The sequence below is a fragment of the Flavobacterium granuli genome, from assembly GCF_031456055.1.
In the GTDB taxonomy this organism is placed as follows: Bacteria; Bacteroidota; Bacteroidia; order Flavobacteriales; family Flavobacteriaceae; genus Flavobacterium; species Flavobacterium granuli_A.
Genome location: NZ_JAVDTX010000006.1, coordinates 272599 through 297352, shown reverse-complemented (window position 1 = coordinate 297352; position 24754 = coordinate 272599). Strand labels below are relative to the sequence as shown.

At 36.4% G+C, this 24754-nt stretch carries 19 protein-coding genes; 9 read left to right on the top strand and 10 right to left on the bottom strand.

The window, feature by feature from the left end:
* Window positions 1-50 precede the first annotated feature (50 nt).
* From J2W95_RS14250 to J2W95_RS14235, 4 genes are all read left to right on the top strand, one after another.
* On the top strand, window positions 51-2237 hold the full coding sequence (locus tag J2W95_RS14250) for a B12-binding domain-containing radical SAM protein (RefSeq protein WP_310008170.1): 2187 nt from the start codon (window positions 51-53) through the stop codon (window positions 2235-2237).
* Window positions 2238-2500: 263 nt separating this feature from the next.
* Complete coding sequence (locus tag J2W95_RS14245) at window positions 2501-2986, top strand: acyl-CoA carboxylase biotin carboxyl carrier protein subunit (protein WP_310008168.1); 486 nt, start codon at window positions 2501-2503, stop codon at window positions 2984-2986.
* Window positions 2987-3136: 150 nt separating this feature from the next.
* Window positions 3137-4579 carry an acetyl-CoA carboxylase biotin carboxylase subunit gene (gene accC, locus J2W95_RS14240; RefSeq protein WP_310008166.1) on the top strand — a complete coding sequence of 481 codons (1443 nt, stop codon included), beginning with the start codon at window positions 3137-3139 and terminating at the stop codon, window positions 4577-4579.
* Window positions 4580-4582: 3 nt separating this feature from the next.
* The gene (locus J2W95_RS14235) at window positions 4583-6124 is read left to right on the top strand and encodes an acyl-CoA carboxylase subunit beta (RefSeq protein WP_310008164.1); all 1542 of its coding nucleotides are present in this window, start codon (window positions 4583-4585) and stop codon (window positions 6122-6124) included.
* Between the two features lie 43 nt (window positions 6125-6167).
* On the opposite strand, the gene J2W95_RS14230 is transcribed toward J2W95_RS14235, so the two are convergent.
* Complete coding sequence (locus J2W95_RS14230; RefSeq protein ID WP_310008162.1) at window positions 6168-6854, bottom strand: response regulator transcription factor; 687 nt, start codon at window positions 6852-6854, stop codon at window positions 6168-6170.
* Window positions 6854-8113 (bottom strand): sensor histidine kinase, encoded by a 1260-nt coding sequence (locus tag J2W95_RS14225; protein ID WP_310008160.1) that lies wholly within the window; start codon window positions 8111-8113, stop codon window positions 6854-6856. The genes J2W95_RS14230 and J2W95_RS14225 overlap by 1 nt, the downstream gene beginning before the upstream one ends.
* A 155-nt stretch (window positions 8114-8268) precedes the next feature.
* Here J2W95_RS14225 and J2W95_RS14220 point away from each other — a divergent pair, with 155 nt between their 5' ends.
* The 5 genes from J2W95_RS14220 to J2W95_RS14200 all read left to right on the top strand — a co-directional run bounded on the left by J2W95_RS14220 (window position 8269) and on the right by J2W95_RS14200 (window position 14857).
* Window positions 8269-8700: a DUF1573 domain-containing protein gene (locus tag J2W95_RS14220; RefSeq protein WP_310008159.1), complete on the top strand. Its 432-nt coding sequence runs from the start codon at window positions 8269-8271 to the stop codon at window positions 8698-8700.
* 167 nt (window positions 8701-8867) lie between these two features.
* Window positions 8868-9965 carry an SGNH/GDSL hydrolase family protein gene (locus J2W95_RS14215; protein ID WP_310008157.1) on the top strand — a complete coding sequence of 366 codons (1098 nt, stop codon included), beginning with the start codon at window positions 8868-8870 and terminating at the stop codon, window positions 9963-9965.
* Complete coding sequence (locus J2W95_RS14210) at window positions 9955-11334, top strand: sialate O-acetylesterase (protein WP_310008155.1); 1380 nt, start codon at window positions 9955-9957, stop codon at window positions 11332-11334. Before J2W95_RS14215 ends, J2W95_RS14210 begins: the two co-directional genes overlap by 11 nt.
* A gap of 176 nt (window positions 11335-11510) precedes the next feature.
* Window positions 11511-13799, top strand: coding sequence for a beta-glucosidase BglX (bglX, locus tag J2W95_RS14205; RefSeq protein WP_310008153.1), 2289 nt, complete (start codon window positions 11511-11513; stop codon window positions 13797-13799).
* A gap of 101 nt (window positions 13800-13900) precedes the next feature.
* Complete coding sequence (locus J2W95_RS14200; RefSeq protein WP_310008151.1) at window positions 13901-14857, top strand: aldo/keto reductase; 957 nt, start codon at window positions 13901-13903, stop codon at window positions 14855-14857.
* 55 nt (window positions 14858-14912) lie between these two features.
* Here the strand turns inward: J2W95_RS14200 and J2W95_RS14195 are convergent, their stop codons facing one another.
* The 8 genes from J2W95_RS14195 to J2W95_RS14160 all read right to left on the bottom strand — a co-directional run bounded on the left by J2W95_RS14195 (window position 14913) and on the right by J2W95_RS14160 (window position 24617).
* A complete protein-coding gene (locus J2W95_RS14195) occupies window positions 14913-16901 on the bottom strand; it encodes a glycoside hydrolase family 97 protein (protein WP_310008150.1) in 1989 nt (662 codons plus the stop codon).
* Window positions 16902-16918: 17 nt separating this feature from the next.
* Window positions 16919-17065, bottom strand: coding sequence for a hypothetical protein (locus tag J2W95_RS14190; RefSeq protein ID WP_310008148.1), 147 nt, complete (start codon window positions 17063-17065; stop codon window positions 16919-16921).
* 75 nt (window positions 17066-17140) lie between these two features.
* Window positions 17141-18070: an ROK family protein gene (locus J2W95_RS14185; RefSeq protein ID WP_310008146.1), complete on the bottom strand. Its 930-nt coding sequence runs from the start codon at window positions 18068-18070 to the stop codon at window positions 17141-17143.
* A 49-nt stretch (window positions 18071-18119) separates the two neighbouring features.
* The gene (locus J2W95_RS14180) at window positions 18120-19415 is read right to left on the bottom strand and encodes a glycoside hydrolase 5 family protein (protein ID WP_310008144.1); all 1296 of its coding nucleotides are present in this window, start codon (window positions 19413-19415) and stop codon (window positions 18120-18122) included.
* A gap of 232 nt (window positions 19416-19647) precedes the next feature.
* Window positions 19648-20832, bottom strand: a complete 1185-nt coding sequence (locus J2W95_RS14175; protein WP_310008142.1) for an AGE family epimerase/isomerase — start codon at window positions 20830-20832, stop codon at window positions 19648-19650.
* A gap of 2 nt (window positions 20833-20834) precedes the next feature.
* Window positions 20835-22028 carry a glycoside hydrolase family 130 protein gene (locus J2W95_RS14170; protein WP_310008140.1) on the bottom strand — a complete coding sequence of 398 codons (1194 nt, stop codon included), beginning with the start codon at window positions 22026-22028 and terminating at the stop codon, window positions 20835-20837.
* Window positions 22029-22052: 24 nt separating this feature from the next.
* Window positions 22053-23468 carry an MFS transporter gene (locus J2W95_RS14165; RefSeq protein ID WP_310008138.1) on the bottom strand — a complete coding sequence of 472 codons (1416 nt, stop codon included), beginning with the start codon at window positions 23466-23468 and terminating at the stop codon, window positions 22053-22055.
* A gap of 3 nt (window positions 23469-23471) precedes the next feature.
* The gene (locus tag J2W95_RS14160; RefSeq protein ID WP_310008136.1) at window positions 23472-24617 is read right to left on the bottom strand and encodes a glycoside hydrolase family 26 protein; all 1146 of its coding nucleotides are present in this window, start codon (window positions 24615-24617) and stop codon (window positions 23472-23474) included.
* Window positions 24618-24754: the final 137 nt, after the last annotated feature.

The window sequence follows — 24754 nt, the reverse complement described above, 5'->3', positions numbered from 1 at the left end:
TATGGAGAGAAACTAAAAATATCCCTTATTTTTGTAGAAAATAATATCCCTTGAAAACCAAACTTTTCCTTATCACACCCCCGTTTACTCAACTGAATACGCCTTATCCAGCGACGGCTTATATCAAAGGGTTTCTAAATACCAAAAATATTGAATCGGTCCAGGGGGATTTAGGGATTGAAGTGATTTTGAAATTGTTTTCGAAAGAAGGGTTGAAGAGTTTATTTCAATCCAACAACCAACAACCAACAACGGACAACTGCAAACGAATTCTAGCTTTACAGGACGAATACATCAAAACCATCGATTCGGTTATTGCATTTTTGCAGGGAAAAAATCCAACCTTGGCACTTCAAATTTGTCAGGAAGATTTCTTGCCGGAAGCTTCTCGATTTGCGCAATTGGAAGAACTTGATTGGGCTTTCGGAACGATGGGAACGCAGGACAAGGCCAAGCATTTGGCGACTTTGTATCTTGAGGATATTTCAGATTTTATAGTCGCATGTGTTGATGAAAATTTTGGTTTCAGCCGTTATGCGGAAAGACTGGGAAGAAGCGCCAATTCTTTTGATGAATTGTACGATGCCTTGCAACAGGAACCGACATATATTGATAGCATTCTTCTTTCGATTTTGAAAGAAAGAATCGAAACGATTCAGCCAACATTATTCTTGATTTCGGTTCCGTTTCCGGGGAATTTATATTCTGCTTTTCGTTCTGCACAATGGGTGAAAAAACATTATCCAAATATCAAGATCTCAATGGGTGGCGGTTTCCCCAATACTGAATTGCGTTCGCTTTCGGATGCACGAGTTTTTGAGTTTTTTGATTATATCACTTTGGATGATGGCGAAACACCAATAGAAGAATTGATTGTCAATATTGAAAATCCAAATCACAATTCATACAAAAGAACATTTCTTCTAGAAGAAGGAAAAGTAGTTTATAAAAATAATTCCACTCAACACGATTACAAACAATCCCAAGTGGGAACGCCCGATTATTCGGATTTGCTTTTGGATAAATACATTTCGGTTATCGAAATTGTGAATCCGATGCACCGTTTGTGGAGCGATGGCCGATGGAATAAGCTCACAATGGCGCATGGCTGTTACTGGGGGAAATGCACATTTTGTGATATTTCTTTAGATTATATAAAGGTTTACGAACCTGTCGCAGCAAGTTTGTTATGCGACCGAATGGAAGAAATGATTGCTCAAACTGGAGAAAATGGTTTCCATTATGTCGATGAAGCCGCACCACCAGCATTGATGCGCGCTTTGGCACTCGAAATCCTTCGCCGAAAATTGGCTGTCACTTGGTGGACAAATATTCGATTCGAAAAAAGTTTTACTCAAGATTTGTGTTTGTTACTCAAAGCTTCGGGTTGTATTGCCGTTTCTGGAGGGCTAGAAGTAGCTTCGGACAGATTATTGAAATTGATTGATAAAGGCGTAACGGTAGAACAAGTGGCGAAAGTTACTCGGAATTTTACCGAAGCTGGCGTAATGGTACACGCGTATTTGATGTACGGTTACCCAACACAAACAATTCAAGAAACGGTTGACAGCCTCGAAATGGTGCGCCAATTGTTTGAAGCGGGAGTATTGCAATCGGGGTTTTGGCATCAGTTTGCGATGACGGCACACAGCCCGGTGGGAATGTTTCCGGAGCAATTTGGAGCCGTAAAAGAAACGGAAGCCATTGGCACTTTTGCTAATAACGATATTAATTTTGTTGATTCGACAGGAATTGATCACGATAAATTTAGTTTTGGACTCAAGAAATCGCTGTTCAATTTTATGCATGGGATCTGTTTTGACTATGAATTGCAGGATTGGTTTGATTTCAAAATTCCGAAGACAAAAATTGGAGCTGATTTTATTTTTGACGCCTTGCAGGAAGAAACTAATTTTAATATTAAACCTACTGCCAAAATCGTTTGGCTAGGAGGGAAACCAACTGTAGAACATTTTACCAAATCCAAAAAAGGTAATTCTTGGGAAATGATGGCTCTAACTTTTCACGACAAAAAAGAAAGTTTTACTATTCAGACCAATAAAGCGGAAGGAGAATGGCTTGTTGAAATGCTTCAGAAAATCTCAGTTTCGAATGCAAAAACTTATTCTTTTCAGGAAGTAAAAACCGATTTTGAACAGCAACTAGAAGATTTTGAGTTGTTTTGGTATTCAAAACCTGTGAATACTTTGAGGGAATTTGGATTGTTGGTGTTGTAGGTTTTTCTAGTGTGAATCACAATTTACCACTTAATTTTCTTGTCTAGCAGATTTGCGTGAGGGATAGAAGCAAGTTACCGAAGTAATGCGGATAGCCCGACTCCAGTAGAGAATGGGCCGTATATGCGCAAAGTAAAGTAGGGCCATTTTCTACTGGAGGCACGCCCTAATTGATGCTCTTTGGATGATTTTGTCTAGAATTTGTTTTTTTGTTTACGAAAACGTTTTCTTTTCATACTTTTACTCCCCTAAAAAGACCAAGAATGAGTGATAATTACAAAGTAACTGTAAACGATGCTTTCCATTTTGATTTTGAAAAGGAAAGTATTTCTCAACTGGATGCAATACCTACGGGAGTTAATGAATTTCATATACTGCATCAAAACACACCTTATAAAGCGGAAATCATCACTTCGGATTTCAATCATAAAAGCTATACGGTTAAGGTAAACAATACAAATTATACGGTCGCCATTTCAAATCCTTTGGATATTTTGATTAAGGAAATGGGGTTTGAAGTTGGATTGACCAAACAGATTAATGCAATCAAGGCGCCTATGCCGGGATTAATTTTGGAAATTAGCGTTGTTGTCGGGCAAACTGTGAAAGAGAATGATAACTTAATTATTCTTGGTGCCATGAAAATGGAAAACAGTTTTCTTTCGCCTCGTGATGGTGTAATCAAATCCATTTCGGTGAGTACGGGAGATGCGGTAGACAAAGGGCAGTTATTAATTGAATTTGAATAAGGAGGACAAGTAAGAATCAAGAAGAAAGAGACAAGAAGAAAGAAACAAGAGGGAAGAAGAGAGATAGAAGTATTTTGTCTTGATTCTTGTAGTGAAACGGTCTTGCTTCTTTTATCTATTGAAGTCTTTCCTCTTTTTATCTATTAAAATATGAAGAAAATATTAGTTGCCAATAGAGGGGAAATCGCCATTAGGGTGATGAAAACCGCACAAAAAATGGGCATTAAAACCGTGGCAGTTTATTCTACAGCCGATAGAAATGCACCTCACGTAAAATTTGCTGATGAAGCCGTTTGGATTGGGGAAGCTCCATCTAGCCAATCGTATTTGTTGGGAAGTAAAATTATTGAAGTGGCCAAATCTTTGAACGTTGATGCGATTCATCCAGGATATGGTTTCCTGAGTGAGAATGCTGATTTTGCTTTGGAATGCGAAAAAAACGGTATTGTATTTATTGGTCCAAAGTCGCATGCCATCAAAATTATGGGAAGTAAACTGGCGGCCAAAGATGCTGTTAAGGCATACAATATTCCGATGGTTCCCGGTATTGATGAAGCGATTACCGATATCGAAAAAGCGAAACAAGCTGCAACAACAATTGGTTTCCCTATCTTGATTAAAGCTTCGGCTGGAGGTGGTGGAAAAGGAATGCGTGTGGTAGAAAGCGAAGCCGATTTTGAATCTCAAATGAATCGCGCCATAAGTGAAGCAGTTGCTGCATTTGGCGATGGTTCGGTTTTTATAGAAAAGTATGTGGCTTCTCCACGACATATCGAAATTCAGGTGATGGCAGACAGTCACGGTAACATTTTATATTTGTTTGAAAGAGAATGTAGTATTCAGCGTCGTCACCAAAAAGTGGTTGAAGAAGCGCCTTCGGCAGTTTTAACACCGGAATTACGCAAGAAAATGGGTGAGGCAGCTGTCTTGGTAGCTAAATCTTGTGATTATCTTGGAGCTGGAACTGTTGAGTTCTTATTGGACGAAAACAATAATTTCTACTTCCTTGAAATGAATACCCGTTTACAGGTAGAACACCCAGTTACGGAATTGATTACCGGTACCGATTTGGTTGAATTGCAAATCAGAGTGGCAAGGGGAGAAGAGTTGACAATCAAACAAGAAGATTTGAAAATAAAAGGACATGCATTAGAATTGCGTGTCTATGCTGAAGATCCGATGAATGATTTCTTGCCGAGTGTAGGTCATTTGGATGTATATCAATTGCCAGTTGGCGAAGGAATTCGCGTAGATAACGGTTTTGAACAAGGCATGGATATTCCGATTTATTATGACCCAATGTTGGCCAAATTAATCACTTACGGACAAACTCGTGAAGAAGCAATCCAATTGATGATTAAAGCGATTGAAAGTTATCAAGTAGAAGGTGTTTATACAACTTTGCCTTTCGGGAAATTTGTTTTTGAGCACGAGGCGTTTCGCTCGGGGAAATTCGACACACATTTTGTTAAGAAATATTACAATGCTGATGTGTTGAAAAATCAAATGGCTCAGGAAGCCGAAATTGCTGCTTTGGTGGCATTGAAACAGTATTTTGAAGATCAAAAAATCGTACGCTTACCAATTCAGTAAATTATGCAAGACAAGATAAAAACACTAAACGATAAAATTGCCGAAGCCCATTTGGGTGGAGGACTAAAGCGTATTGCGAAACAGCATTCGAACAAAAAGCTGACTGCAAGAGAGCGTATCAATTATTTGATGGATGAAGGTTCTTTTGAAGAAATTGGAATGTTGGTGACACACCGAACTACCGATTTCGGAATGGAAAATGAAATGTATTACGGTGATGGTGTTATCACGGGATACGGAACCATCAATGGAAGATTGGTTTATATTTTTGCTCAGGATTTCACGGTTTTTGGAGGTTCGCTTTCTGAAACACACGCTGAGAAAATCTGTAAAATTATGGATATGGCTGTCAAAATGGGAGCGCCTATGATTGGACTGAATGATTCGGGTGGGGCACGTATTCAGGAAGGTGTTCGTTCGTTGGGTGGTTATGCCGATATTTTCTTTAGAAACGTACAAGCCAGTGGTGTGATTCCGCAAATTTCAGCAATTATGGGGCCTTGCGCCGGTGGAGCAGTGTATTCTCCTGCTATGACTGATTTCACGATGATGGTTGAAGACACCAGTTATATGTTTGTTACTGGGCCAAATGTGGTGAAAACAGTAACCAACGAATCCGTAACTTCAGAGGAATTGGGAGGGGCAAGTACACATTCTACTAAGTCGGGTGTGGCGCATTGCACTTCGACAAATGATGTAGTTTGTCTGGAAGACCTCAAACGACTCTTGAGTTATTTACCTCAAAACAACAAAGAAACAGCACGCAATTTGCCATACGAACTTAAAGATGAAGTGCGTTTGCAATTAGCCGATATTATTCCGGATAATCCGAATAAGCCTTACGATATGCACAGCGTGATTGGAGGGATTATAGACGAAGATTCGTTTTTTGAAATCCATAAAAATTATGCCGAAAACATCCTTGTGGGTTTTGCCCGATTGGGAGGTAGAAGCATAGGAATTGTAGCGAACCAACCAATGTTTTTAGCTGGTTGTTTGGACGTAAACAGCTCGATAAAAGCGGCACGTTTTACTCGTTTTTGCGATGCGTTTAATATTCCGTTATTAGTATTGGTGGATGTACCGGGCTTTTTGCCGGGAACCGACCAAGAATGGAACGGAATCATTGTTCATGGAGCAAAATTGCTTTACGCTTTAAGCGAAGCTACAGTGCCAAGAGTTACCGTAATCACTCGTAAAGCTTATGGTGGTGCTTATGATGTAATGAATTCAAAACATATTGGTGCCGATATGAATTTTGCATGGCCTACAGCAGAAATAGCCGTAATGGGAGCTAAAGGCGCATCTGAAATTATCTTTAAAAAAGAAATTCACGATGCCGAAGACCATGAAGCCAAACTTCTAGAAAAAGAAGCTGAGTACGCCGAGTTGTTCGCGAATCCGTACACTGCTGCTCAACGTGGTTTTGTTGATGAGGTTATCCTTCCACAAGACACGAGACGCAAATTGATAAAAGCGTTTAGTATGTTAGAGAATAAAGTAAGTGTAACGCCTGATAGAAAACACGGGAATATACCATTGTAGTTATTTTATAAGAATTGAAAAACCACCTGATGACGGTGGTTTTTTATTTTACAGTAAAACGAAATCCAATACCATGTAAATTCTCAATGGCAATTTCTTTTTCGTTTGCCAAAATTTTTCGCAAGCGGGAAATAAAAACATCAAGGCTGCGTCCCATAAAATAATCATCGTCACCCCAAAGAGAGGTTAGGATTTGTTCTCGTTTCAAGACTACATTTTTATTGTCCAGAAATAATTTTAAGAGATCGGCTTCACGTTGGGTGAGGGGTATCTTTTCAGATTCATTAAAAAGTGTGAAATTTTTGGTGTCGAATTGGTATTTCCCAATTTCGTAAATTGATTTGTCAATCGCATTATTCTTACGGGAACGCCTCAAAAATATTTCAATTTTAAGAAGTAATTCTTCGATACTAAAAGGCTTTACGAGATAATCATCGGCTCCTAATCGAAGTCCTTTGATGCGGTCTTCTTTTAGGGTTTTGGCAGAGAGAAATATTATCGGAACATCGGTATCGAGTTTCCTGATTTCGGTTGCCAATTCAAATCCATCCATTTTTGGCATCATTATATCCAAAATACAAATGTCAAAAGCTCCCTTTTTGAAAGCTTCAAAACCAGATTTTCCATCTTCGCAATGCGTTACTTCATAATGATTTTGTTCCAAATTATCTTTGGTTAGAAATGCTAAGGTTGCATCGTCTTCGGTATATAATATTCGAACAGGGCTCATTAATTTTGTGGAATTAGTAGTGAAAAGGTACAACCTTTTTCTGGATTACATTTTACAGTTATTTTCCATTGATGAAGATCACAAATTTTCTTGACATAGTATAAACCTAGCCCAAACCCAGTTACTTCATTGCTTTTTTGACTTGGAACTCTGTAAAATTTATCAAATATAAAAGATATGTTTTTGGGAGAAATTCCAATGCCGTTGTCAGTAAAGTTTAATTGTAAATGCTTTCCAACTTTTGCAATAGCGATAATGATTTCAGGTTTGTTTTCGCAGTATTTTATCGCATTATCGAGCAGGTTGTAAACCAAATTGGTGAAATGAAATTCATCAGCTTCAATAGTGATAGACGCTAAATCAGTTTTAATTTCGATTTGGGTTTCAGGATGTTTTAGCTTAATGTTTTCAATTACAGATTCTAAAATTGGTAAAACATTCAGTTGACTTTTATTCAAGACTAAAGGAGCATTGTCAGATTTTGCAACCGCTAAAATTTTCTCGATATGTTGATTCAATTTGTTGCTTTGGTCAATAATGATATGGGTGTACTTTTCCAGTTTTTCATCTTCTTGAATTGGATTTTGCTTGATGAGGTAATTGGAAGCAATTAGTATGGATGACAAAGGCGTTTTGAATTCATGGGTCATGTTATTAATAAAATCACGTTGCAAATCGGAGTATTTCTTTTGCTGTAAAAGCGTAAAAATTGAATACACATAGACCAGCAAAATAACAATAAGCGCTATCGAAAGCAAAAACCAAAATCGTAATGAACTGAATAAATACCCTGTTTCATGAGGGAATCGAACAGCAAAATAATAGACAAGATTTTTGTGTTTGGGAAAATGTACGGAATGCTTGGTTTGTTTCTTTTCGGACAGTGAGATGTAGTTGCCATACACCATTTCGTCGCTTTGGCAATTGTACATTGCATATTCAAAATCCGTTGTGATATTCATTTTTTTGAATTCGGAGATTAGATAAAATTCTAAAATTTCGGGTTCAAAATCGTTATCAATATTGACAATATAATAATCATTGGAGATTTTTCGTACTGGATTTTTGCCGGGAAGTTCTTGATTGGTTCCCTGATATAATTTTTTTGCTACTTCCAGTAAGGCGACGTGTGCTTTTTGGCTGAACTTTTTTTCTTCAATAGTAAAGGCTTCTTTAGTCCAAAGCAATTGCGCTATCAGGATTCCTATAATTGCGATTAATCCAATTAAGATGCTACTATTGAGTTTGGTTAGTTTCATAAAAACAATTTATTGAGTGTAATATTAATCAAAATTTAGCTGTCTTTTTTGCATTAACAAGTCGTTAACAAAGATTGAATACCGCTTAACAAAGGTGTGCGTGTTTCTAATCTACTTTTGGATTATTCAAACGATAACCTTTAAAACACAATAATATGAAAATGATTAAAATTTCAATGTTGGCATTAACTCTAGGATTAATGTCATTTTCGGCTGTTGCTCCCGTGAAAAATTTAGTATCAAAAGTGGCTGCTACTGCTTCTTCTATCGTATGGAAAAGTGAGAGTATAGATGTTGGGTCTATTCCTCAAAATACTCCAAAACCTATTGTTTTTGAATTTAAAAATACTGGGAAAACCACTGTTATAGTTACCAATGTACAAGGTTCTTGTGGGTGTACTGCAACAGATTATACCAAAACACCAATCGCTCCAGGGAAATCAGGGACGGTTACAGCTACTTACAATGCGGCAAATGCTGGTGCTTTTACCAAAACAGTATCAGTAACTACTAATATTGAAACTGCACCTAAAGTTTTAACTATAAAAGGAACAGTTGTTGCGGCATCTACTGCCGTGAAAAGCTAATTTCATATTCATTAAATGATATTGAACCACCTGAAAAGGTGGTTTTTTTTATTTGTAATAAGAGCGATGTAAATTTTTGATTATAGTTTGAAAAAATAGTATCTAATCTTAAATCGCAATCGTTTTATATTTGCTATCTATACTATTGTGAAAAGCCCCAAAGGATTATGAATTATATAAAAAAAGGTCTTTTATTTTTATTGGTTTCCGTTTCGTTCGTTTCGGTTGCTCAAAAAAAGATTGAAACCAAGTCATTTTTTGAATACCATGGAAGAGTCGAAAAAATTCAGGATAATAAAGCGATACTCATAGGACCTGCATCTTCAGTATCATTTGATTTTACTGGTGATTCTTGTTCAATTACTTTGCAAAGCGTAGAAAATCATCAAAATTATGTTTCCCTAGAACTTGACGGAAAATATATTGGTAGAATTCGAATAGAAAAAGGAGCAGCACAATCCTTTCCGATTGCTGTTCCCAAAGATAGAAAAACACATCATCTTTCCATTTACAAAGCGACCGAAGCAACAAATGACGGCGTTTTGTTTGCGGGAACTACAGCTAAGTTGGTAAAAAGCCCTGTGGCTAAAAATAAAAAAAAGATAGAACTTATAGGTGATTCCATAACTTCTGGTTTTGGAAACGACGCTTCAACAATTCCTTGTGGGAGCGGAGACTGGTACGACCAGCATAATGCTTATTGGGCCTATGGTCCAGTTCTTTCCAGAGCATTGAATATCGATTTTGTATTGAGTTCTGTTTCGGGTTATGGAATGTATCGTAACTGGAATGATGAGCATGAGAATGAACCAAATATCCCAGATGTGTATGAAAATTTATATCTGAATAAGGACAGTTCTAAGCCCTATGATTTTGCTTTTCAACCCGATTTGGTTAGTATTTGTTTGGGAACCAATGACCTTTCGGATGGTGATGGTAAAAAAGCGAGATTACCATTTAATGAAGAAAAATACGTTTCAAATTATATTGATTTTATCAAAACAGTTTACAAACACGCACCTAAGACTAGAATTGTTTTATTAAACAGTCCGATGGTTTCGGGAGAACGAAATGTAACTTTGATAAAATGCCTTAAAAGAGTGATTCAGGCTTTTGAAAATGATAAAACACACAAACCAATTGCTTTGTTTGAATTCCAGCCGATGTCTCCAAAAGGCTGTGGCTATCATCCCAATATTGCTGATGATAAAGTGATGGCTGATCAGTTAATTCCTTATTTCAAAAAAATATTAAATGAAAAATAAGCTAATTGCCTTTGTTCTTTTCCTGATGTTTTCAAATACCGCTTCCGCAAATGTTACGTTACCGAATATCTTTTCCGATAATATGGTTTTGCAGCGTAATAGTGAAGTTACCATTTGGGGATTTGCCAATCCTCAGGAAGAAGTGGTGATTACGCCAAGTTGGAATAATGAATCTTATAAAGTTAAAGCCAGTAATCAGGCAAAATGGGAAATTATTATTCCGACTCCAAAAGAAGGAGGACCTTATACGATTACCATAAAAGGATATAATGAAATCGTTTTAAAAAATATTCTGATTGGCGAAGTTTGGATTTGTTCTGGGCAATCGAATATGGAAATGAATGCTAGTTGGGGAATTGAAAATGGTGATGAAGTTGTAAAAAATGCTACAAACCCAAACATCCGATTTTTTTTAGTACCAAAATTAACGGCGGCTACTCCACAAAATAACCTTTCAGGAAATTGGACAGAATGCACGTCTGAAACAATGAAGTATTTCAGTGCGGTGGGGTATTTTTTTGGAAAGCGTTTGCAGGAAGAATTGAAAAATGTGCCAATAGGTTTGATTTCGTCCAATTGGGGAGGAACGCCAGCAGAGATTTGGATGCCCGAAGAAGTGATTCAAAATGATCCCGTTTTATTGGAAGCAGCTAAAACTCGTAAAGAGGAAAGTTACGGTCCAAATCAACCAGCTCGTGCTTTTAATGCGATGGTCTATCCTTTGATTAAATTCAAAATAGCTGGAGCGTTATGGTATCAAGGTGAAAGTAATGTGGGATCTACAGTTTATGATAAAACACTTTCGGCTCTAATTACTTCGTGGAGGAAATTATGGAAGTATGATTTTCCATTTTATTATGTTCAAATTGCTCCTTATAAATATGGGGAAGATCATTTTTGTGGAGCTATCATCCGAGATGCGCAGCGCAAAGTATCGCTGGAAGTTCCTAATACCGGAATGGTGATGACAAGTGATATTTCGCCGGTTGATGATATTCATCCAAAAGATAAGAAATCGGTGGGGATTCGTTTGGCTAATTTGGCTTTGGCCAATACTTATAAAACGAATACAGCATTGGTAAACGGCCCGATTTATAAAGGAATTACCATTGAAAAAAATAAAGTGACAGTCACTTTTGATTATTCGGACGGATTGTATTTTAAGGATAAGAAATCAGATTTATTTGAAGTTGCTGGAGCGGATAATGTGTTTTATAAAGCAAATGCGATTATTAAAAATAATAGTGTAGTGTTGCTGTCAGATAAGGTAAAAGCACCTGAGAAAGTTCGTTACGCTTGGAAGAATACCGATCAATCAACTCTTTTGAATAAGGCCAATTTGCCTGCTTCGAGTTTTATTTCGGAATGATAATATTTGGATGATTTGATTTTCGTTTAAAAGATAAAATGTTGTCGTAACTCCGAATTGCGTGAGGGATAGTAGGCGGTATCCTCGTAGCGCAGCGGAGAGATAAAGCCGTATAGCCCGACTCTTGTCCTGATTTTTTTCAGGGCAAGTGGCACGCCAAAAATAAAATACAAATTATGAAAAAAATAATTACAACAGGGATTTTTACCCTGATTACAGTTGGAACTATGAATGCACAGAAAATGCCACATTTAGACAAAACAAAACCGATTGAAGAACGCATTGATTTGTTGATGAAACAAATGACTTTAGAAGAAAAAGTCGGGCAAATGAATCAATATAATGGATTTTGGGAAGTAACTGGGCCAGCTCCAAAAGGAGGAACTGCCGAGTTGAAATATGAACATTTACGTAAAGGATTAGTCGGTTCTATGCTGACGGTTCGCGGCGTGAAAAATGTACGAGCTGTACAGAAAATTGCAGTTGAAGAAACTAGATTGGGGATTCCGCTGATTATTGGGTTTGACGTGATACACGGGTACAAAACCTTGAGTCCGATTCCACTGGCAGAATCGGCAAGCTGGGACTTGGAAGCGATTAAAAAATCGGCTGCTATTGCGGCAGATGAAGCATCGGCATCTGGAATTAACTGGACTTTTGGACCAAATGTAGATGTTGCCAATGATGCTCGTTGGGGGCGTGTGATGGAAGGTGCAGGAGAAGATCCTTATTTGGGAAGCAAAATTGCGACTGCTAGAGTGAAAGGCTTTCAGGGTGAAACGATAGCAGATTTGGCAAAAGTTAACACGATTGCTGCCTGCGCGAAACACTTTGCTGCTTATGGTTATGTAGAGGCTGGATTGGAATATAATATTGTGGATATAAGCAATTCTAAATTGTATAATTCGGTTTTGCCACCGTTTAAAGCGACTGTTGATGCAGGTGTTCGTACGTTTATGAATTCTTTTAATACCTTGAATGGAGTTCCAGCAACTGGAAATGTGTTTTTGCAAAGAGATATTCTGAAAGGAAAATGGAAGTTTGATGGTTTTGTGATTTCTGATTACGCTTCGATTCGCGAGATGATTGCGCACGGTTATGCCAAAGACGAGGAAGATGCTGCTTTGAAAGGGGTCGTTGCAGGATCTGATATGGATATGGAATCGTATTTGTATGTGGCAAAACTGGTTGGTTTGGTTAAGGAAGGAAAAGTTAAAGAAGCTTTGGTAGATGATGCAGTCCGCAGAATTTTGCGTGTTAAATTTGAATTGGGATTATTTGATGATCCGTACAGATATTGTGACGAGAATAGAGAAAAAGCAACGATAGGTAACAAAGCCAATAATGACGGTGTTTTGGATATGGCCAAAAAATCAATTGTCCTTTTAAAGAATGATAAAAATTTATTGCCACTAAAAAAATTAGGGCAGAAAATAGCTTTGATTGGCGCTTTGGCGAATGATAAAAACAGTCCGTTGGGAAGCTGGAGAATTGCATCTGATGATAATACGGCAGTTTCTGTCCTGGAAGGGATGCAACAATATAAAGACAACAAACTTACTTTTGAAAAAGGCGGTGATTTGACGGTTGGAAAAATTTCATTTTTAGACGAAGTTGTTTTCAATACTACCGACAGAAGCGGTTTTGAAGCTGCAAAAAAAGCAGCTGCAGCAGCGGATGTTGTTGTAATGGTTTTAGGAGAACACGGTTTTCAGAGTGGGGAAGGACGCAGCAGAACAGATCTTAATTTACCTGGTTTACAACAGGAATTGCTAGAAGAAGTTTATAAAGTGAATCCAAATATTGTTTTGGTATTAAATAATGGCCGTCCATTGAGTATTCCGTGGGCAGCAGAACATATTCCTGCTATTGTTGAGGCTTGGCATTTAGGAACGCAAACTGGAAATGCGGTAGCACAGGTTTTATACGGCGATTATAATCCAAGCGGAAAACTGCCAATGTCTTTCCCGAGAAATGTAGGGCAGGTTCCAATTTATTACAATAAATACAGCACGGGAAGACCTACGAATACTGATAAAAATGTATTTTGGTCTCATTATACAGATGTTGAAAAAACGCCTCAATTTCCATTTGGTTTTGGTTTAAGTTATACAACATTCGATTATAAAAATCTAAAGTTAAATAAAACTGCTTTCGCAAAAGGAGAACCTGTACAAATTAGTGTCGAAGTGACTAATTCAGGAAATTATGATGGGAAAGAGGTGGTGCAATTGTATATCCATGACGATTATGCGAGCATTATTCGTCCGATAAAAGAGTTAAAAGGTTTTGAATTAGTTAATTTGAAAAAAGGAGAAACTAAAACTGTATCCTTTACCTTAACAGATAAAGAACTTGGTTTTTATGATAATGATGGAAACTATTTAGTAGAGCCGGGAACTTTTAAAATTATGGTTGGAGGAAGTTCTGATAAAGGTTTGGAAAGTGGCTTTGAATTGAAATAAGTTCCATTTTTTTAACAAATTTGAAACACATAGAATTTTAAAATTTTATGTGTTTTTTTTATCTTTAAATTCTTTAATTTTCAATTTTTTAAATAAAAGATATGAAATACAACAGATGTGGAAAAAGCGGGTTATTATTACCGCAGATTTCTTTAGGATTATGGCACAATTTTGGTTCGGTCGATAGTTTTGAAAATGCGGAAAGTATTGCCAAAGCTGCTTTTGATAAAGGAATTACCCATTTTGATTTGGCCAACAATTACGGCCCGGTTCCTGGTTCGGCGGAGACTAATTTTGGAACCATTCTTAAAAATAATTTTAAAGGAAACCTACGAGACGAAATTGTAATAACGACCAAAGCGGGCTACACGATGTGGGATGGACCTTATGGCGATTGGGGTTCCCGTAAGTATTTGTTGTCAAGTTTAGATCAAAGTTTGAAACGAATGAATTTGGAATATGTAGATATCTTTTATTCACACCGTTTTGATCCTGAAACTCCTTTGGAAGAAACGATGATGGCGTTGGATTATGCCGTTCGAAGCGGAAAAGCCTTATATGCTGGAATTTCAAATTACAATCCGGAACAAACAAGGGAAGCTACAGAAATTCTTAAACGATTGGGAACACCTTGTTTGATTCACCAAGTGAAATATTCAATGTTTGTTCGAACTCCCGAAGAAGGATTGCTTGATGTTCTTGAGGAAAAAGGAGTAGGCTGTATTGCTTTTTCACCTTTGGCACAAGGACTTTTAACCGATAAATATTTAAAAGGAATTCCTGAAAATTCTCGTGCTCACAATCCAAATGGACACTTAAAAGAAGAGGAGGTTTCGGAGGAAAGAATTCAAAAAATCATCAAATTGAATGATTTGGCTAAACAAAGAAATCAGTCTTTGGCACAAATGGCGTTGGCTTGGTTGCTAAAAGACAATAGGGTTACTTCGGTTTTGATTGGAGCCAGTTCTGTGGGGCAATTAAATAATAATATTGACAGTTTGCAGAATCTGGAATTTTCGACTGATGAATTGAATGCAATCGAAAATATTTTAAGATAATAAAAAAGGGAGCTAATTTTAAATTTGCTCCCTTTTTTCTTTTAAAATCATTCTTTTATTTAGGCGTAATAATTGCCGATAAACCACCGCCACTTGCCAAATGAAAAGTCATTTTAGTATTGGAATCAACGGTGATTTTTTCTCTTTTGTAATCGACAGCTGCTTTTTCAGCATTAAGGCCGTCAGTAAATAAATCGGCTTCGAAAGTTTTTCCTTTTTCTAAAAATGAAAAATCAATCGTAATGTCTCTGCCGTTCCAGTTAGTAATTGCTCCCAAATACCAATTGTTTCCTTTCTTTCTGGCCATAGAAATATAATTACCAACACTTCCATCTAATGCCACCGTTTCATCAAAAGTGGTTGGGATTTTTGCTATAAAATCGGTTGATTCCTGTTCCTTTATGTAAGCTGTTGGACTGTCTGCCATCATTTGCAATGGCGCTTCAAAAATCGTGTATAAAGCCAACTGATGACATCTCGTGCCTTGACTTACAGGATTCGAATGGCTAGGTTTGAATTCGCTTTTTGTTGCATTTCGCATCGCTCCAGGCGTGTAATCCATTGGTCCTGCCATCATTCGGATAAAGGGAATCGAGCAATCATAAGTCGGGACATCATCGTTTGGAGTCCATTTATTGTTTTCAAGCCCTTTTACTCCTTCAAAATTTAAAATGTTAGGATAAGTGCGCTGGATTCCCGTTGGTTTGTACATACCGTGGAAGTCTAGTAATAATTTATGATCTGCTGCTTTTTGAGCAATTTCGTAAACTGAATTTACCATTTTGGCATCGTCACGATCAATGAAGTCAACTTTAAAACCTTTGACTCCTAGATCTGCGTAGTTTTTGAATATGGCATCAATATTTTCGTGCAATGCCATCCATGATGCCCAAAGTATGATGCCCACATTTTTCTCTTTGCCGTAAGCGATTAAGGCTTTCAGATCGACTTTTGGATTATGCTCCATGATGTTGGTCTCTACACTCCAACCTTCGTCCAAAACAACGTATTCAACTTTGTTTTTGGAAGCAAAATCAATATAATATTTATAGGTTTCGGTGTTGATTCCCGCCTGAAAATTGACGTTGTAGATATTCCAGTCATTCCACCAATCCCATGCCACTTTACCAGGTTTTATCCAGCTTACATCTTTTATTTTAGACGGTTCGGATAATCGCTGAACTATATCATTATTAGCTAAGGCCGCATCGTTTTCTGAGATAACTACAATTCGCCAAGGGAAAGTTCTTGTACCTTTTGTGGTAACTAAATAATCGGCTCTTTGGATGATTAATTTGTTGAGGTGGTTGAATCCGCCATTGAATTCTTTCACGGGATATTTTGGGAAACGGGCTTCAAATCCTGATTTTTCTTTATTATTGGTTACAAACATTCCAGGGTAATCTTGAACATTGGCTTCAAGAAAAACAGCTTTTTTATCGTTTTTAAAATCAACCAAGAAAGGCATAAATGCTAAAGTATCTTTAGCAAATTCGCTTATTTTTTTGTTTTCATAATGGGATTCGAAAGAAGAAATATAAGGATCTTTCGGGTTTCTTAAATCACGAACATACGGCATTAAAGTAGCGTAATCTTTGTCGAAATTCAAAACCACTTCTTCCGATTTTACTGTAATATCCCCCTTCTTTTTAGTTATAAATCGATAGGCAACTCCATCATCAAAAGCGCGGTATTCAATACTAAAATCGCCTTTGAAATTTAACAGTAATTGGTTGTAATTATCTTGGACTGTTTTCTTTTTGTAAAGTGATGTTTCAAATGAGTTTTTGACACTTTCTTTCTTAGAATTTAAAAGGATTGGATTTTTACCCAATATTTCGCCTTCATTTATGGTAATTGACATTGGCGAAGCACTCAAAATAGTTTCTTTTTCGTGCGTAATCGCCCAATTTATTTTATCGGAAAGGGAAATATTAATTTCAATTTTGCCATTGGGTGAAACCAGTTGAAAGTTTTGTTTCTTTTGGGAAAAAACAGGACTAAAAAGTAACAGTGTCAGTAGTAAGGTTATTGTTTTGTTCATAATCTTAAAAAGTAATGTTAGTTGACTGGATTAGGGACAACAATTACTTTGAAATTGCCTTTTCCAGTATTTTTGAAGTTCATAATTTGTAGTACATCAGTTTTTGCCAATGATTGTAAAGATAATATTTTGGTTTTGTCTTCAATTACAATATAACCAGACATTAAATGTACCGATAATGTGTCGAGAAACTTATAATTTGAAGGCCTATAAAATCGGATCTTTTTAATAAATCGATTTTATCCAATCAATTCAGTATTCAAAATACTGCTGTCACACAGTAGACTTGCAGCTCCCAATAAAGCCGCATTTTCATTGTCATCAGAGATTTGTACGGTAATCTCGAGACCTTTTTCTTTAATTTTTTTGTTAAAAGCAGGTAAAAATAAAGTACTTGAATCGGCAATCTTTCCGCCAATAACAAAATGTTCAACCGAAAAGTTCTTAAACCAAGGAATCACAATTTCGGCTAAATCTTCTCCCATATTTTCAAATGCTTTAACCGCCATTTCATCTCCAGCAACAGCGAGATTATAAAGTTCCAATCCACTTTCTACTTTTGTTCCTTTTAAATCAAAATACTTTGAGATAAGTCCTCTTAAAGAGACATAATCTTCGGCCATTCCATTTTTAAACGGAATATTCCATATTTCACCGTCAGTAGGAACTCGATTTCCAGAATTAATTGAGATTCCTTTGTCTATAAAACAAGAGCCCAATCCAGTTCCGATTGTAATAGCCATTACTTTTTTCGAAAGATTAGCATTGTCTTTATAAACTTCTCCTTTACCAAAACAAACTGCATCATTTTCGAAAAAGACCTTAAAATCATTAGGTAGTGTAAGTCTATCTCGAAGTAAATCTCCAATATTTAATCCGTAGAAATGTTCATATTTGGATTGTCCTTTTATCCAGCAAATACCAGTTTCATAATCAAACGGTCCAGGCATACATACCGCTATTCCCGCCATGGTTTCCACGCCTGAAGCATCCCATGAAGCACGAATCGTTTTTTTCCAAATACCCAAAACCTGATCTACTGGCAAATTAGAATCAAAAGACTCTTTGTGCATAGAAGATTCGAGGACTTTCATATTGGTAATATCGATGACTCCAGCGGTAATATGAGTTCCTCCAATATCCAATCCTACAGCATATTCCTTTTTCATTTTTTACAATTAGTTTATTTATGTTGTATTTCTAGCCTATTTCAGGTGATTATTTTTTTAACTCCATATTATACTTCTTTACTATTTCTAAAGTTGATTTATCTGTAGAAAAGACACTGTTTAAACCCTGCGGTTCTTGAGGAGGATCTGTAGTCAAAGGATCTCCAGGATTCCATTTTCCATCAGCAGTTACTGCTTTTCCCTCGCCACCAAATCCCCAAAAATTGGCCGCTTGCAAAACACCTTTATTGGCTACACTTTCTGCAACTCTTCCAAAAATATAACTATAAAATTGATCACGGTAAATAGAGGAAGCTCCTGCATTTAAATTTTCGTTTTCTCTTGGCAGTCCAAATTCTTCGATAATAATAGGACGCTGTAAATTAGTTGCTACTTTAACGTGAGCATCAATATATTTTCCTGCGTTTTCAATAGTTGTAGGTATTGTGGCTTGTGCATTATCCGCCTTAAACCAATTCCAGTTTTTAGGCCAGATATGCATGGTCAAATAATCAATATTCGGATTTTTGTGCGTTCTTTCAAAAATTTCTATTTTGTCATTCGAACTGTTTAAACCTTCAGAACCTGTAGAAATCAGGTGGTTTTTATCCAAACTATCCATTAAATTGACAATGTTGTTCAACCAAATGGTGAATTTCTCTTCGTTTTCAACTGTAAAAAGTCTAGGTTCATTACCAACCTGCCAAGCCATAATAGTGTTGTCTTCGCTATATTTCTTTTTCGAATAAGGATTTGTGCGAGTCATGATAAATTTTACATGGTTTTCTAACCCTTTCATACAAGGTTCGCAACTATAAAATTGTTGCGTATAATCCATAAACTGAGGCCATGTATTTGGTGGAATAGCCGGTACCGGAATCGCACCTTTTCCATTCCATTCTAAGTATTGTGACATTCCGCCAGACCATTCCCAGTTATTTGTCAGGAACAAAACCGCATACATATTGCGTTTTCCCATTTCGGTGATAAGGAAATCTAAACCGTCAAGTAAATCTTGGTCGTATTTTCCCTGTTCGTATTGCAAAGCTGGACGAACGGTATAATCGTATTTTCCACCATCTCCACCTACCAAAATTCGCAAGTTGTCGATGCCGTTCTTTTGCATCAAATCCAGTTCTCGAAGCAATCTTTTTCTGTCACCCACTTTTTTAGAAGCTAACAAACTTCCATACCAATAATTGGTCCCAATGTAGGAGTAAGGTTTGTCACCTTTGAAGAATTGTGTTCCTTTTACTGTAATTCTATCCTGTTGTTTTTGAGCATCACAAGAGATGCTGACCAAACAAATAAGGGCTAAAACTATTTTTAATGCTGATTTCTTCATAATTAATTTGATTTATTTTCTGGAGCTTAATCCTGCTATCCGTTGCAATCTTTTTTTCGGTTGAAAAAACCTCAAAAAAGGATTTCCACTTCACACGAGCGAAGCGAACTGGCGAAGTAATCAGGGCTAGGGCATTCCGTTAATGACTTTATTTACATAAATTATAGAATCATTTGCTCTAAACTTGTATTTACTTATATGTTAAAAAAAACTATTGTCACAATGCGACACATTAAATCCTGTTAATTAATTCGATACAGGCTCTGCTATTGTGGTATGGACATTTCCAAAAACCAGCTTTGTCTTTTTTTATAGTCGAATAATCAGCATTAATACCCCAAAACCATTCTCCTTTTTCTTTGTCTATAATATACTTTTGAGTGAAATCCCAGTTTTTGAAAACAATATCCAAGTACTCCTGTTTTTCAGAAAGTTGCCAAGCTGTAAAATAGCCAATCATCAATTCGGCTTGTGGCCACCAATGTTTTTCAGCCATTAATTCTTTAGTTTCCGGATCATATTCGTACCATAATCCACCATCAGAATCAATTCCTTCTTTGGTCACATCAGCAATTTGAATAGCATGTTTTTTATAGTTGGTTATTAATGTGGGATCTCCCGAAATTTCGGCACATTGCAATAAAAGCCAAGCTGCTTCAATATCGTGTCCATAGGAGATAACGTCTTTTTTTTCAACCCAATTTTCGTCAAAAAACAATCTTAAATGACCTGTTTCGGTATTGATGAAGTATTTTTCTATGGTTTCCAATAATTCGACGATGACTTTTCGTAACGATTCGTCTTTCCAAACAGTATATAAATTTGCAAATCCTTCCACGATATGCAAATGGGTATTCATTGTTTTCTTTTCGTTGGCGTCTTTTTCGCTCAAACGTAAATCTTCAATGGGTTGCCAGTCACGTGTAAAAGCTTCCAGATAGCCACCTTTTGAGGCATCATAACTATATTTTTGAATTTTTTGATACAAGGTAATAGCCATTTCCAGTGCTTTTTCATCATTGGTAACCGAATAATATTCGCTCAATCCATAAATAACAAAGCTTAAAGCATAAATTTGATTTTTGGTTTCTTTTGGAGTTCCATCAGCATTAATACTCCAAAAAATACCACCAAATTTAGTGTCGTAAAAATGTTCTGAAATATATTCAAATGCACGTTTTGCGGTTTCTAAATGTTCTTTGTTTTTTGAAATTTTATAAGCAGCTGAAAAAGCCCATAGTAATCTTGCATTTAGTACAGACCCTTTCTCAGCTTCATTATTTCTGTTATTATTGTAATCTATTTGGCCGACAAAACCTCCGTTTTTTGTGTCAATAGTATTTTCCATCCAATAGGAAAGGATACTTTGAAGCTCCAGTTTTAGTTCTATTTTTAGATTGTTTAAATCGGTTTGCACAATTATGAAATTTCTTTGTTTTTATTCACTTGTTTAATAATAGTATTCACAGAACCTGCTGAAGTCAAGGTGTCTTCTGGAGTGTTCATAACGTAATCTACTAATTTTTCTACAGTCGAAATTGCTACATGCATTCTGGTATCAGAAGAAGCATAATAGATGAAAACAGTACCGTCTTTATCTTCAATCCATCCATTAGAAAACAAAACATTGGAAACATCTCCAACTCTTTCAATGCCTTCAGGTGCCATAAAATGTCCAGCTGGAGCATGTGTTACTTTTGCAATATCATTCAAATCGGTCATGAACATGTAGAGTGTATAGCGCAAACCGGCAGCCGTATTACGAACTCCATGAGCTAAATGTAACCATCCTTTTTCAGTTTTGATAGGAGCTGGGCCAAGACCATTTTTCAGTTCATATACGGTGTGATATTGTTTTCCGTAAATGATTTTTTCTTCCTTTACAATTGGATTGGTCATATCTTCCACAAATCCAAGTCCAATTCCACCACCGTTTCCAACATCGATAAAACCATCTTGCGGACGAGTGTATAGCGCATATTTTCCGTTTACAAACTCGGGATGCAAAACCACATTACGCTGTTGTCCTGTATTCGAAATCAAATCTGGTAGTCTTTCCCAATTGATTAAATCTTTGGTACGTACAATTCCAGCATTTGCAATAGCAGTACTAGTATCACCTTTTGGAGCAGAAGGATCTTTTCTTTCGGTGCAAAAAATACCGTAAATCCATCCGTCTTCATGGTTTATTAAACGCATGTCATAGACATTGGTGTCTGGTTCTTCTGTTTGGGGAATCACGCATGGTTTATCCCAAAATTTGAAATTATCAGTACCATTTGGACTTTCCGCAATAGCAAAGAATGATTTTCTATCGGCACCTTCCACACGAGCAACAAGAATGTATTTATCGTTCCATTTCATTGCGCCAGCATTGAATGTTGCGTTTATTTGAATTCTCTCTAAAAGCAATGGATTTGTATCCGGATTAAAATCAAATCTCCATTCTAGAGGTGCATGTGCAGCGGTTAAAATAGGGTTTTTATAACGAATGTATATTCCGTTTCCAATACCGTCTTGAGGTTCGTTTTTTGTTTCAATTAAATCATTGAATTGCTTTTTGAGATCGATTTTTATTTGTTTTAAATCGGTATTTATTTTTGTAGTGTTCATAACTGAATTTTCTAAAATCAAGTGTTATTTGTTTAAATTTCTTTTGGTGTTAAGTTCGTCCTCAATGATCTGTAACTTTTCTTCAGATAATGGATAGAATAGGATGAAAAGTACAGATAGTGCTGCAGCAATTGCAGGAAGGATGCTCAGCATTAGTAATATTCCATTTTGTGCAGTGACTGTTTGTACGACATTGGCCTGGAAACCAAAATATCCCAAAAGCCACCCAGTTGCAGCTCCACCGATTGTCCATCCAAATTTTTGAGACATCGAGGAAGCCGAAAATATAAGACCAGTGGCTCTTCTGCCTTGTTTCCACTCAGAGTAATCGGCACTATCGGCATACATGGACCAGATTAAAGGGAAGATACAACCTGCACAAATACTAATTAATACTTGGAAAACCATAATCAGCACAATGTTTTCTTTTCCGATATAATAGAAAAGAACGCTTAAAATTGCTGCAAGTGCCATGGCTCCAAAAAAGGTTTTCTTTTTACCAATTTTGTTAGCAATTGGTGTAGCTGCAATCACACCGATAATGTTTGCGGCTTGTCCCAATACTAGGTAAAGCGTGGTTGGAGTCATAGCAAAATTTTCGCCCAAAATATTGAAACTATAACTCACGGTACTACTTACATAATATTTGAAATAATATACAGCAGCTCCGTCACGGATAGAGTTGAAAATTAATGCACCAACTCCGGCACCTAATAAAATCCACCAAGGTTTGTTTTTAAGAAGATCGTTTAAATCTTCTTTTAAATTTGGTTTTTCGTCATTTATAGGCTGAACTCTTTCTTTGGTTAGAAAAAAGCATGACCAAAAGAATATCGTAGTAATGATTCCAAAAACGATTATGGTATATAGCCAACCTTCTTTGGAATTTAAACTTCCTCCAAAATGATTCACCAATGGTTCAATTAACCAAAGGGCTAATAAGCTTCCGCCAAACGCAAAAACCATACGGTAGGAGGAAAGGGTAGTACGCTCTTTTCTATCACCAGACATTACTCCAAGTAAGGAAGCATAAGGCACATTAATGATAGAATAAATCATCATCATTAATGAATAAGTAACGTATGCATATATTATTTTTCCTTTTTCGTCAAAATCGGGAGTGTAAAAAGTTAGTACTCCAATTATTGCAAAAGGAATCGCTGTCCATAATAAATAAGGCCTAAATTTTCCCCAACGGCTTTTGGTACGATCCGCAATAATTCCAACCAATGGATCAAAGCACGAATCCCAAATACGGGTAATCAAGAACATAGTTCCAACCACTGCGGGTGCAATCCCAAAAACATCGGTGTAAAAGAACATCAAATACATGCTGAAAATTTTCCAAAACATGGAGGATGCAGCATCTCCTAATCCGTAACCGACTTTTTCTTTTAAACTGATTTTAGAATCCATTACTTTCTTGGGGTTTGTTGTCATTTTTTAATTTTTATAAAGGTTTATTTTTGCAGCATCTTTTTCAAAAAGAATGTTATCTAGATTGTAAAATTTGACAAAATCTTTTTCACTCACTTGTCCTTTGAACGGAGCATAATAGTGCATTTTTTGCTCTTTCTCTTGCCAACCGTGGTTTCTCCAAACCAACACATAGGATATTTTGTAGGGTCCCATGGCTTTCAGTAAAGTGTCTGTCCACCATTTGTCATAGGGAATAGCTTCGTAACCTGTTTCTGCAAAAGCAATAATTTTGTTTTGTTCTTTGGTAATTTGATCTATTATTCCGAATTGTCTTTGGCAATTTTCCACAAACGAATTGTCTTTCAAGGGATCATTGTAAATGTATTTGTCAAAACTTAAAACATCAGCATATTCCGAACCTGGGTAGTATTCTAAGAAATCTTCTCTCGATTTGAAATCGGCAGTGTTATACACATAGATTAAATTGTGAACTCCTTTTTTCTGGAAATATTCGATAGTAAATTTCCAAAGTTTTTTAAACTCTTCGGGACTTCCATTGTTTTTACACCACCAAAACCAAGTTCCAGTAAGTTCATGATACGGACGATATAATAATGGGATTAAATTTCCTTTTTTGTCTTTTAAAGTTAAAATGTATTTTGCAGCTTCATCCAGCCAAGATTTGTATTTCTCATGGCTTAAACCTCCAGGTAAAGCTGAAGCAAGTGATTTCGGAGTGGTATCCCATGCATCTTTTCCAGTTAAGGGATTGTTGCAATGCCAACTGATAGTGATAATGCCTCCTCTGTCGTGTCCATCAATAATATATTGTCTCATTTTATCAAAAGGAACACCGTCTAAGTTTTTATCTGACTTATTTTCAAGACCGCCTAAATCCCATCCGTAAACTGCTGGATAATCTCCAACGACATCTTTTACATCACTTCTTCCTTCTTCGTATTTCCAGTTTACACCATATGCCAAATCATCTTGATGGCCAAATAGAATGCCCTTTTGGGCTGTTTTGGATAGATTTTGGTATAAGAGTACAGTGTTTTTTGTAGCTTTTTTATCAGATAATGATAATTTAGTATTACTACTCTGTGAATAGGAGGAATAAAATGTGCTAAAAGCTAAAAAAAAGGAAAGTATATAGTTTGTTTTTGTCATGTCAAGAGTCGTATTTTTTCTTGGTTTAAATTAAAATCAAAAAGGATTCGTGTTAAATATCAGATTGTTGAATTTTTTAAAATTACAGTTTTGGAGTTTTATTAAAATTTTGTCAAAATAGTAAAAAAATAGCCGCT

Bases quoted from the DNA above. Each gene is read 5' to 3' on its own strand.
- J2W95_RS14245 (WP_310008168.1), top strand. From the start codon at position 2,501: ATGAGTGATAATTACAAAGTAACTGTAAACGATGCTTTCCATTTTGAT.
- J2W95_RS14165 (WP_310008138.1), bottom strand. From the start codon at position 23,468: ATGACAACAAACCCCAAGAAAGTAATGGATTCTAAAATCAGTTTAAAA.
- J2W95_RS14220 (WP_310008159.1), top strand. From the start codon at position 8,269: ATGAAAATGATTAAAATTTCAATGTTGGCATTAACTCTAGGATTAATG.
- J2W95_RS14230 (WP_310008162.1), bottom strand. From the start codon at position 6,854: ATGAGCCCTGTTCGAATATTATATACCGAAGACGATGCAACCTTAGCA.
- J2W95_RS14225 (WP_310008160.1), bottom strand. From the start codon at position 8,113: ATGAAACTAACCAAACTCAATAGTAGCATCTTAATTGGATTAATCGCA.
- J2W95_RS14235 (WP_310008164.1), top strand. From the start codon at position 4,583: ATGCAAGACAAGATAAAAACACTAAACGATAAAATTGCCGAAGCCCAT.
- J2W95_RS14185 (WP_310008146.1), bottom strand. From the start codon at position 18,070: ATGAAAAAGGAATATGCTGTAGGATTGGATATTGGAGGAACTCATATT.
- J2W95_RS14160 (WP_310008136.1), bottom strand. From the start codon at position 24,617: ATGACAAAAACAAACTATATACTTTCCTTTTTTTTAGCTTTTAGCACA.
- J2W95_RS14210 (WP_310008155.1), top strand. From the start codon at position 9,955: ATGAAAAATAAGCTAATTGCCTTTGTTCTTTTCCTGATGTTTTCAAAT.
- J2W95_RS14170 (WP_310008140.1), bottom strand. From the start codon at position 22,028: ATGAACACTACAAAAATAAATACCGATTTAAAACAAATAAAAATCGAT.
- J2W95_RS14215 (WP_310008157.1), top strand. From the start codon at position 8,868: ATGAATTATATAAAAAAAGGTCTTTTATTTTTATTGGTTTCCGTTTCG.
- bglX (WP_310008153.1), top strand. From the start codon at position 11,511: ATGAAAAAAATAATTACAACAGGGATTTTTACCCTGATTACAGTTGGA.
- J2W95_RS14190 (WP_310008148.1), bottom strand. From the start codon at position 17,065: ATGTCTGGTTATATTGTAATTGAAGACAAAACCAAAATATTATCTTTA.
- J2W95_RS14180 (WP_310008144.1), bottom strand. From the start codon at position 19,415: ATGAAGAAATCAGCATTAAAAATAGTTTTAGCCCTTATTTGTTTGGTC.
- accC (WP_310008166.1), top strand. From the start codon at position 3,137: ATGAAGAAAATATTAGTTGCCAATAGAGGGGAAATCGCCATTAGGGTG.
- J2W95_RS14195 (WP_310008150.1), bottom strand. From the start codon at position 16,901: ATGAACAAAACAATAACCTTACTACTGACACTGTTACTTTTTAGTCCT.
- J2W95_RS14200 (WP_310008151.1), top strand. From the start codon at position 13,901: ATGAAATACAACAGATGTGGAAAAAGCGGGTTATTATTACCGCAGATT.